Source organism: Sporolactobacillus sp. THM19-2 (assembly GCF_004153195.1).
Classification (GTDB): Bacteria; Bacillota; Bacilli; order Bacillales; family Sporolactobacillaceae; genus Sporolactobacillus.
Map to the genome: position 1 here is coordinate 26,081 of NZ_SEMC01000025.1, position 9,479 is coordinate 35,559.

Annotated in this window: 9 protein-coding genes; 2 read left to right on the forward strand and 7 right to left on the reverse strand. The window is 47.8% G+C overall.

Going from position 1 to position 9,479, the window contains the following annotated elements; all coding sequences use genetic code 11:
* Window positions 1–192: 192 nt before the first annotated feature.
* Window positions 193–408 carry a cation transporter gene (locus tag EWH91_RS12900; protein WP_129930474.1) on the reverse strand — a complete coding sequence of 72 codons (216 nt, stop codon included), beginning with the start codon at window positions 406–408 and terminating at the stop codon, window positions 193–195.
* Between the two features lie 35 nt (window positions 409–443).
* Window positions 444–2,843 carry a heavy metal translocating P-type ATPase gene (locus tag EWH91_RS12905; RefSeq protein ID WP_129930475.1) on the reverse strand — a complete coding sequence of 800 codons (2,400 nt, stop codon included), beginning with the start codon at window positions 2,841–2,843 and terminating at the stop codon, window positions 444–446.
* Window positions 2,844–3,156: 313 nt separating this feature from the next.
* On the opposite strand from EWH91_RS12905, the gene EWH91_RS12910 reads away from it, so the two are divergent.
* Window positions 3,157–4,719: a multicopper oxidase family protein gene (locus EWH91_RS12910; protein WP_129930477.1), complete on the forward strand. Its 1,563-nt coding sequence runs from the start codon at window positions 3,157–3,159 to the stop codon at window positions 4,717–4,719.
* An 18-nt stretch (window positions 4,720–4,737) separates the two neighbouring features.
* Window positions 4,738–4,983 carry an SHOCT domain-containing protein gene (locus tag EWH91_RS12915; RefSeq protein WP_129930479.1) on the forward strand — a complete coding sequence of 82 codons (246 nt, stop codon included), beginning with the start codon at window positions 4,738–4,740 and terminating at the stop codon, window positions 4,981–4,983.
* Here the strand turns inward: EWH91_RS12915 and EWH91_RS12920 are convergent.
* The 5 genes from EWH91_RS12920 to EWH91_RS12940 form a co-directional block, all read right to left on the reverse strand.
* A complete protein-coding gene (locus EWH91_RS12920; protein WP_129930481.1) occupies window positions 4,980–5,282 on the reverse strand; it encodes a hypothetical protein in 303 nt (100 codons plus the stop codon). The two genes, EWH91_RS12915 and EWH91_RS12920, sit on opposite strands and share 4 nt — an antisense overlap.
* Before the next feature lie 407 nt (window positions 5,283–5,689).
* Window positions 5,690–6,181, reverse strand: a complete 492-nt coding sequence (locus tag EWH91_RS12925; RefSeq protein WP_206184332.1) for a methionine ABC transporter permease — start codon at window positions 6,179–6,181, stop codon at window positions 5,690–5,692.
* Between the two features lie 35 nt (window positions 6,182–6,216).
* Complete coding sequence (locus tag EWH91_RS12930) at window positions 6,217–7,698, reverse strand: peptide MFS transporter (RefSeq protein WP_129930483.1); 1,482 nt, start codon at window positions 7,696–7,698, stop codon at window positions 6,217–6,219.
* A 423-nt stretch (window positions 7,699–8,121) separates the two neighbouring features.
* A complete protein-coding gene (locus EWH91_RS15040) occupies window positions 8,122–8,283 on the reverse strand; it encodes a hypothetical protein (protein WP_129930485.1) in 162 nt (53 codons plus the stop codon).
* Between the two features lie 181 nt (window positions 8,284–8,464).
* The gene (locus EWH91_RS12940; RefSeq protein WP_129930487.1) at window positions 8,465–9,343 is read right to left on the reverse strand and encodes a carbon-nitrogen hydrolase family protein; all 879 of its coding nucleotides are present in this window, start codon (window positions 9,341–9,343) and stop codon (window positions 8,465–8,467) included.
* Between the last annotated feature and the right edge of the window lie 136 nt (window positions 9,344–9,479).

The window sequence follows — 9,479 nt, forward strand, 5'->3', positions numbered from 1 at the left end:
TCATATAACCCATGTTTTTTCTCGAAAAACAGGTTCATCTCATGCCTGTCATAAACCTGGTTTCCGTTTTCTTCTAACGCCTCATCCCAGCTGAGTCACGTTCCTCACTATCAATCGCAACCGGTTCCCGCTCAATTTCTCTCTTAAAGTGTGAAAAGGTGCCTTCACCATGCGGCGAGGCACCTTTCCTGATTAATTATGACCGACTACATCGTAGCCCTGCTTTTCGACAGCTTCCTTCATGTCGTTAAACCGGACTTTCGTGTCGTCATACTCAACGGCCGCCTGACCTGAAGACAAATCTACTTCAGCAGTTGAAACGCCATTCAGGTCTTTCAGTGTCTTCGTCACCAGGCGTTTGCAGTGGTCACCCATCATACCTTTGACATTCAATGTTGTTTTTGCCATTTGACTCAAACTCCTTTACTGATTATTTTCCGGCATCAGATTTTCACACGTTTCAGGCGCAAACTGTTTGCAACAACAGAAACAGAACTAAAGGCCATGGCTGCACCGGCAACCCATGGTGCAAGGAGTCCGAATGCAGCTACAGGAATGCCGACCGAATTATAGAACAGTGCCCAGAACAGGTTCTGACGAATGTTTCGCATCGTTTTCCGGCTCAAATCAATGGCTTTTGGAATATGAAGCAGATCGCCGCCGACCAAGGTGATGTCGGCTGCCTCAATGGCAACATCCGTGCCGGTACCGATTGCCATGCCGATATCCGCCGTAGCAAGCGCCGGTGCATCATTGATGCCGTCGCCGACCATGGCCACTTTCAACCCTTTGTTCTGAAGAACCTTTACTTTCGCTGCTTTTTCTTCAGGAAGAACTTCGGAAAACACATGGTCAATACCCGCCTGCCTGGCAATAGCCTGCGCCGTTCGCTCGTTGTCACCCGTAATCATATAGACGGCAAGGCCATGGGCTTTCAATTTTTCAATGGCCTGCTTTGAAGACGATTTAATGGCGTCGGCAACCGCGACGATCCCCTGAAGCCTGCCGTCACTTGCGACAAACATCGCCGTCTTCCCTTCTGATTCAAGCTGCTTCATTTGCTGCTCGCTATCCGCATAGGCAATGCCTTCCTCTTTCATCAACCGCCGCGTGCCGATCGCGACCTCTTTTCCGGAGACAACGGCTTTAATACCGTAACCAGCCACTGCTTTAAACTTGTCGGGGGATGAAAGCGCCGGGTGACTTTGTTTACCGAAGGCGACAATCGCCTGTGCCAGGGGATGTTCACTTGCTGATTCAGCTGAAGCAGCAAGCGACACCAGTTCATTTTGATCAGAACCGTTCAACGGGATAACATCTGTCACTTCCGGTTTTCCTTTTGTAATCGTCCCGGTCTTATCAAGCAGTATCGCCTGCAGATTGTGCGTCGTTTCGAGATACTCACCCCCCTTAAAGAGAATGCCATGCTCAGCTCCTTTGCCGGTTCCGACCATGATAGACGTCGGCGTCGCCAGACCCAGGGCGCATGGGCAGGCGATCACCAGCACACTGATTGCCGCAACGAGTGCCGGAGCGAACTGACCTGGTGTGACAAACAGAATCCAGACAAGGAAAGCCAGCAGTGCGATGCCGATGACGATCGGCACAAAGATACCCGAAATGCTGTCGGCGAGCCGCTGGATCGGTGCCTTGGATCCCTGCGCCTCCTCAACGATTTTGACAATCGAGGCCAGTGCGGTGTCCTTACCTACTTTTTCGGCCCGCATCGTCAGTGTCCCATTGGCATTCACCGTGGCACCAATGACTTTGTCATCTCTTCCCTTTTCAACGGGAATCGATTCGCCGGTAATCATCGACTCGTCAACCGATGACTCGCCGTCAGTGACGATACCGTCTACCGGTACTTTCTCTCCGGGTTTGATACGAAGCACGTCCCCGACAGCTACCTGGTCAATCGGCACTTTTCGTTCCTGACCGTTCTCAATGACCGTAGCCTCTTTCGCCGAAAGTCCCATCAGTTCCGTGATCGCCGCAGTGGTTCTCCGCTTTGCCCGGCTCTCAAAATATTTGCCTAAGAGGACAAGCGTGATCAGAATGGCACTCGTCTCGAAATAAAGATCCGGATTGGTAAGCCCGCCGAACTGGAAGCGGAATGTTTCAAATGCACTGTAAAACCAGGCGGCACTTGTCCCAAGCGCAACCAGTACATCCATATTGGCGCTTTTATTAATCAAAGCCTTTGTCCCGCTGATGTAGAACTGCCCGCCGATATAGAACTGGACAATTCCGGCAACAACAAGCTGAAACCACGGATTCATCAACAGATCCGGCATGGGAAGCCCTGTCTGGAACGGCAGATGGGCCAGCATGGTGTAGAGCAGCGGAAGTGAGAGAACAGCAGACAGGATCAGTTTCTGCAACTTTTTTCTCAGCTCCCGCTCTTTGGTGTCCTCTGTCTTTTCTTTTTTGGGAACAGCCTGGTAACCAAGTTTTTTCACGCGGTTATAGATCGCATCAGGATCAACAATCCCGGGTTGAAAAATTACCGTCCCGGACTCTGTCGCCAGATTGACCTGAGCGGATACAACGCCGGCCATCCGATTCAGTCCCTTTTCGATACGCGCGGCACAGGAGGCACAGGTCATTCCCATAATATCGGCATCGAGCCTCTTCGTTCGTACGCCATAACCTAACTTTTCTATTTTTTGGACAATATCCGCCGGCTTTGTCTTTTCTTCATCAAGAGTTACTTTTGCCTTTTCCAGTGCAAGATTAACATTCGCCTGAACACCGTCCATCCTGTTAAGCGATTTTTCAATTCTTGCAGAACAGGAGGCGCAGGTCATTCCTGTAATCCCGATTTGTATCGCCTTTGAACTCATCCCTCTCATCTCCCTGTATGATGACTTCAGAAAAAATATCATAAACATCCGGAATCGTTTTGTATCCATTAAAGAATTACCGTACTTCATGTTCATGATACCCCCATAGGGTATATATGTCAAAGTATCCGATACATGCCTGTCTCTATTTGCACAACTTTCTTAGATTCTCCCTTATTCTAATAAACAAATGTGTAGATTTTGTCAGGATAGAAAAAAATCCTGTCTTTTTTCTTCCGCCATTTTTCAATCTTCACAGTTTCCCCACATTTATACGCTACACTGAGGGAAACCAGAGAAAGGACGTCGATTCATGAAAAAATTGCTTTTCGCCGCCGTCATCGGGTTCGCCTTATTGATCTTCACGGCGTGTTCTGCGAATACAGAAAACGGCAATGAAGGAACGGCTCAGCAGGAAGCGGGCGGTGAAACGGCGACATTACCATCACCTCAAATACTAAAGGGACCAAATATCACGCTTGTTGCTAAAAAGGGGGCACAAAAGTTAAAGAGCGGCGTCACCGTTCCGGTCTGGACATTTAATGGAACGGCTCCCGGCCCGGAAATTCGCGTGAAAAAAGGGCAGAAAGTGCGTGTCACGCTTAAAAATGAACTCCCCTCACCTGTTTCCATACACTGGCACGGTTATCCGGTCCCAAATAAAATGGACGGCGTTCCGGGCGTGACGCAGGACGCCGTTGCACCCGGAAAGAGCTTTACCTATTCGTTTGTCGCTGACAGAGCGGGAACCTACTGGTATCATTCACATCAGGACTCAGTGAATCAGGTGGATCGGGGATTATATGGCGCTTTTATTGTCGAAGATCCCGAAGAAAAATATGACAGGGAGTACACGCTGATGCTGGATGAATGGGTGACCGATAAAAGTCAGATCGACCGCCAGATTAAGTCTATGACTCAGGGAAGCGGCCAAAAAGGCAGTAATGACTCTGGAGGAATGAATCATATGCCCGGGATGAACATGGGAGATAATGGCGACATGGATATGGGCAGCATGGGCATGTCCGGAAATATGATGAAAGATAACATGAGCATGTATGACCTGTATACGATCAACGGAAGGAGCGGCAACTCAGTGAAACCACTGGACGTTAAAAAGGGCGATCATGTCCGGCTTCGTTTCATTAATGCCGGCTATCTCCCGCACAGTATTCATATCCATGGCCATCGCATCAGGGTTATCGCAACCGACGGGCAGCCGATTAACAAGCCTCAGACCGTTAAGGATCAGGTCATTCCCATAGCCCCTGGTGAGCGCTATGATGTTTCCTTTATTGCCAACAATCCGGGAAAATGGTACATTGAAGATCATGGAACCGCCAAGGGTACGGACGGAATGAAAGCCGTTATTGACTATGAGGGAAGCAAGGCAACAACCGATCGTTCTGATGCCGACTTGTCTTTGCCGGCAATCAGCCTCGACCAATACGGAGCAAGCACAAAACCGACGTTCACTCTGAACCAGAAATATGATGTGAACTACACGATGGATTTGAACGCTGGCATGGACAACAACGGGATGATCTATACTATTAACGGGAAGACTTTTCCGAATTTCGATCCAATCAAAGTCAAAAAGGGGGACCGTGTAAAGGTTAAACTGGTCAATCATGATCATATGAATAATCATCCGATGCACCTGCATGGTCATTCTTTTCAGATCCTCAGTAAAAATGGCAAGCCGATAACCGGTTCACCTGTTTATAAAGATACTTTAAATATGAAGCCGGGAGAAACCGATGAAGTCGCCTTCCTGGCCAATAATCCCGGAAACTGGCTGTTTCACTGCCACGATCTTCATCATGCAGCGGCCGGTATGATAACAGAAGTCAACTATACAGATGATAGTAAATAGAAGAAGGGTATGATAGACATGATGGGATGGAACAATGGAATGATGAATGGATTCGGCATTGGAATGGGCTTTATCGGATGGCTTTTACAACTCGCGCTCTTTATCGCCCTGATTTATCTGGCAGTTGTCCTGGTTAAAAAAGTGAATCACCATCATTCAGGCAACAGCGATCATGCCGAATCGATTTTAAGGGAACGGTTTGCCCGCGGTGAAATTACCGAAGAGGAATACGAGAAAATGAAAAGAATTTTGCACGAATCCTAAATCAACGAAAAACGTTTGAACTGGCCTTCCTGATTTTGAATTGTGTGCCCCGGCAAAACGCTGCCGGCCTGACACTTGCGATATAAGAAAGCGACCCGGTGCGGGTCGCTTTCTTTTTTAGTGTTATCCTTCCCCACTTTTTTGGAGAGTGTACCGGCGGTCACATTGGGGCAGGTGTTCTCCACCAGCTGCGTGATTGCTGGCCGTTTCTTCTCGCAGGTTACCAGGAAAGCGTTTAGCAGTTCCTGAGCCACTTTGGTGCTCGGCGCATGAAGGTTTTCCCGGACACTGTTGCCCACTTCCCGCTTTGTGTTTATGCCCTGGCGATCCCGGACGTTGCGCAGAAAAAGGGGCCCGGCATCGCTGCCAGGAGGCCCTGTAAATTAGACGGAGAAATTCCGCTTAACTTGGTAAAAAGGACAGCAGCGAGCCTCAATAGGCAGATAAATTCCGCCTATTGACTCAGAAGACATGAAAAGGGGGAGGTTTCATTGAATAAGCGGAAAACTTCCGCTTATGCTACTCCGAATCCCGTTTTATCCCGCATTTAAGCGAAAAATTTCCGCTTAAGCAAAACGACTGTATTTACAAATAGCCTTGGTTGACTTACAAAGCCATAAGTGTAAAAAAAACTCCGGCCTGCAGGCTTTTTCAAGATCAAACCTGCTGGTAAGGAGCTTTCTGCAAAAAATTTCACAAGGTAACTTCATGCGTGGTGACTCACCTTACGGGCAATGATATCACCGATGAACTGAATAACGAAAACCAGGAGAAGGATGATGATCATCGCCACAAATGTCACATCGTTTTGGAAACGCTGGTAGCCGACACTGACGGCGAGGTTACCGAGACCACCGCCTCCAACGGCACCAGCCATTGCCGTTAAGCCGATCAGGCTGATCATCGTCAATACAGACACTCGGATAATATCAGCCAGTCCTTCCCTTAAATAGACTCGAAAAATAATTTCCAATGGACCGGAACCCATTGATTCTGCGGCCTCAATGATTCCCGAGTCTACCTCGACCAATGCGTTTTGAATCTGCCTCGCATAAAATGGGGAGATTCCAATCACCAGCGGTACGATTGCTGCCGTCGTGCCGATCGTCGTCCCGTCGGTGTAGTTCTCATGTAACCATTCCCTGGCGAACGCCGTTGGGCAATTCACGATAAAGGTTTTAGGATTTAAGAGAGACATGGGCAATCAGCGAGCGAACAATACCGCCTGTCTAATTAATCTACGTCTTTCATAAATCCGTGGATCCAGGGAGAAACAAGATACAGCACGCCGCTAAGAATGAGTACAATGCCGCCTATAACCAGGAAATACAGGACTTCAGTCTGGCTATTATAAAGCGGAACAACAATTGCATTGATGGCCTGAGCGGTTGCATCAGACAGCAGCCACAGGCTCATCGTCTGAGCAGCGAATGCCTTCGGTGCCAGTTTCGTCGTGGCCGACAAGCCAATTGGAGACAGGCACAGTTCTCCGAAAACCACGAGCAGGAAGCTGGCAACCAGCCACAGCGCACTGACTTTAACATCCGTGCCATAGAGAAATCCGGGTAATGCCATAATTAGAAACGAAAGACTGGCAAAAAACAGACCGAAAGCAAATTTTTTGGGTGTGTTTGGCTGTCTCTTTCCGAGTCTGAACCAGATATAAGAAAAAATGGGGGCGAAAATAATAATAAACACTGGATTTAAGGACTGGAACCACGATGAAGGAATGGTGAAATTGCCCAGCGAAAGATCCGTTCTTTCATTTGCAAACGCGGACAGGATGACCGCACCCTGCTCTTGAATCATCCAGAAGAAAATCGATGAGAGAAACAGGGGGATATACGCATACAGACGTGGTTTTTCTTCCGGCATGGTCTTCTCGCTGTGAAGCATTTTGTAGAAGTATCCGATCGGAAGAAGAATAGCAAGAAACGTAATGCCCCAGACGAATCCAGTAGCGCTCACCTTGCCGGCTGATCCAAGCAGAATCAGAACCACTATCACCAGAACCGCAGCAGCTATCCCGAGAGACATACTTTTTTTCTCGTGGGCGTTCAGCGGGTTAATCGGTGTACTGTTGGCCAGCTTCGGATTTCTCTTGCTGTTAATCCCGTAAACGATCAGCCCCAGCGCCATACCGAATGCCGCACAGCTGAAGCCCAGATGGTAATTGTAATTCTGCCCAAGTGTTCCGGCAATATAGGGCGCAAGAAATGCACCGATATTAATCCCGGTATAATAAATGCTGAATCCTGCATCTCTGCGAGTGTCATCTGCCTCATACAATTTACCAACCGAAGTTGCAATGGTTGGTTTCAGCAGGCCTGTCCCGGCAATAATCAGCGCCATCGAGACGAACAGGGCGGGAACACCTGCCGGAATCGACAAGGCGATATGCCCGAACATAATAAGGATGCCCCCGTAAAACACCGTACGTCTCATGCCGAGTACCCGGTCGGCAATCCAGCCGCCGGCAATTCCCGACATGTATACGAGCGCTCCGTAGATACTCATTATCGAAGCTGCCAGCCCCAATGACAGCCCTAACCCGCCGTTACTGATCTGGTCATACATGTAATAGAGAAGTATAGCCCGCATCCCATAATAAGAAAATCGTTCCCATAGTTCTGTGAAGAACAAGGTAAATAAGCCTTTAGGGTGACCGAAAAAATTGCTATTTGCATCAGCCTGATTGTGGCTGCCTGTATTCATGATGTCTGTCAAACTCCTTTATCTATAGTATTATTTAGTTGCATGGCGCATCCTGGTATCCGGTCTCTTCCGGGCAAATAACAGGGAATGCTTGTCCTGCCGGAAGAAAACCGCAGATCTGTTAAAAGATGCGCCGCCCGTGAACGGTAAACTTTCTAAATGAATAAAGCCATTCACACCTGACCGATAAAAATTGATGAGAAATGGAGAAAAAATCGAGCGACAGAATGAAATGGATCATAATTTGATAGACCATACTGATAAGGTAATGAGAAGTAAATTCACTCAATTTATAGTGGTTCGAAAAAGAGGCAGAAAACATGAACGGAACGTAAAAAGTCAAGCAGTTCAGACAAAACACAAAGCAATAAAGTAAACTTCCATTAGCGCGAGCTGTCTGGCCCAACCTGAGGGGAAACTCCTTCAATGACAATACCGATAACGCAGACAAAAATTATCTGATCTGTGAAGATATTTTCGTCCACAGACGATTGACTGTGGATTTTCTTCATCTTTAATTTTCTCTCCGCGAACACCGCAGACGACTCCCGTTATTTTATGGGCGTTAGGGTGGTTCTGCTTCATGGCATTCTTTACAGGGAAGTGGGTAACCCGCTCTTCAGAAAGTCATCGTCCACAGGCCAGTAGAACCAGTTTGGATTCACGACTGGTGTCATGTTCGATGTTATAGAGGAAAATGCCATCTGCTTTTCGTATCTGATCTATTTTTCCAAAATGATGTCACTATGAAATATCCCTCATTCACCTATTTCCTGTAATCCTTCCTTATAAAAGGCTCTTTTATACATTCGGAAGTGAGCAGCCTGTACTTCTGCGGATGGCGGTAGGCGTTTCCCTGCGTTTCAAGACTTCTGTACTTCCTGATTTCATCGACAGGAAAATCGGCAATGTAGATTCCCTCTCGTTCCCCGGCTTCAATAATCAGCGTATCTCTGGAAACGGGTTCGGAAGGCCTGTATGCCATCCCGTCAAACGCAGTGGAATGGCCGTTACAGTCGGGCTGACCCATCGGATAGTTAACCGTTGCAATACCCACCATATTTTCAAAAGCTCGCGCCCGCAGCTGCGAGATACGGTTAATCTCCATCGGACAGGCATTCGGCACCAGAATAATCTCGGCACCCTTCAGCATCAAAATTCGCGCGCTTTCCGGAAATTCGCGGTCATAGCAGATCATCGCACCAATCTTTACATTACCCTGCCCGGTGTCTAAATCGACGACGTAAAAATCATCGCCGGCTGTCAATCTGCATTCGGCACCAAAATCACAGGTGTGTACCTTCGCATAGGTGAGTACCCTGTTCCCTGAACGATCAAACAGGCAGATCGTGTTCCTTGGCAAAGGCTCGTACTTTTCGAGAAAGGTTATGCCAATTGCCATATTAAGATCCCTCGCAAGCTTTCCGAATGAACCCGTAAATTCACCAGTGGCCGATACTGCGGTTGCCTTTAATTCATCTATATCTTCCGGTATGTTGTAGCCAACGCTCCACATTTCAGGGAACAGCGCAATATCCGCGCCCATTTTCTTTGCTTTTCTGCAATATGCTAATCCCTTACGCAGATTGCCATCCATAGTGTCTTCAGGCAGGAGCTGCAATAAAGCGACTTTCAAATTTTTCATTATCTATTGCTCCTCGTATATTAGTAGTAAGAGCTCAATCCAAGAGAATTTCCAGTTGGATCCGGATACCTGGAATGACTCCTGGATTCCTATAGGATTTGTTTCAAAGCCTTTCGGCTTCCCTGTCCATTTAAGA

Bases quoted from the DNA above. Each gene is read 5' to 3' on its own strand.
- EWH91_RS15040 (WP_129930485.1), bottom strand. From the start codon at position 8,283: ATGAAGCAGAACCACCCTAACGCCCATAAAATAACGGGAGTCGTCTGC.
- EWH91_RS12915 (WP_129930479.1), top strand. From the start codon at position 4,738: ATGATGGGATGGAACAATGGAATGATGAATGGATTCGGCATTGGAATG.
- EWH91_RS12940 (WP_129930487.1), bottom strand. From the start codon at position 9,343: ATGAAAAATTTGAAAGTCGCTTTATTGCAGCTCCTGCCTGAAGACACT.
- EWH91_RS12925 (WP_206184332.1), bottom strand. From the start codon at position 6,181: ATGTCTCTCTTAAATCCTAAAACCTTTATCGTGAATTGCCCAACGGCG.
- EWH91_RS12905 (WP_129930475.1), bottom strand. From the start codon at position 2,843: ATGAGTTCAAAGGCGATACAAATCGGGATTACAGGAATGACCTGCGCC.
- EWH91_RS12910 (WP_129930477.1), top strand. From the start codon at position 3,157: ATGAAAAAATTGCTTTTCGCCGCCGTCATCGGGTTCGCCTTATTGATC.
- EWH91_RS12930 (WP_129930483.1), bottom strand. From the start codon at position 7,698: ATGAATACAGGCAGCCACAATCAGGCTGATGCAAATAGCAATTTTTTC.
- EWH91_RS12900 (WP_129930474.1), bottom strand. From the start codon at position 408: ATGGCAAAAACAACATTGAATGTCAAAGGTATGATGGGTGACCACTGC.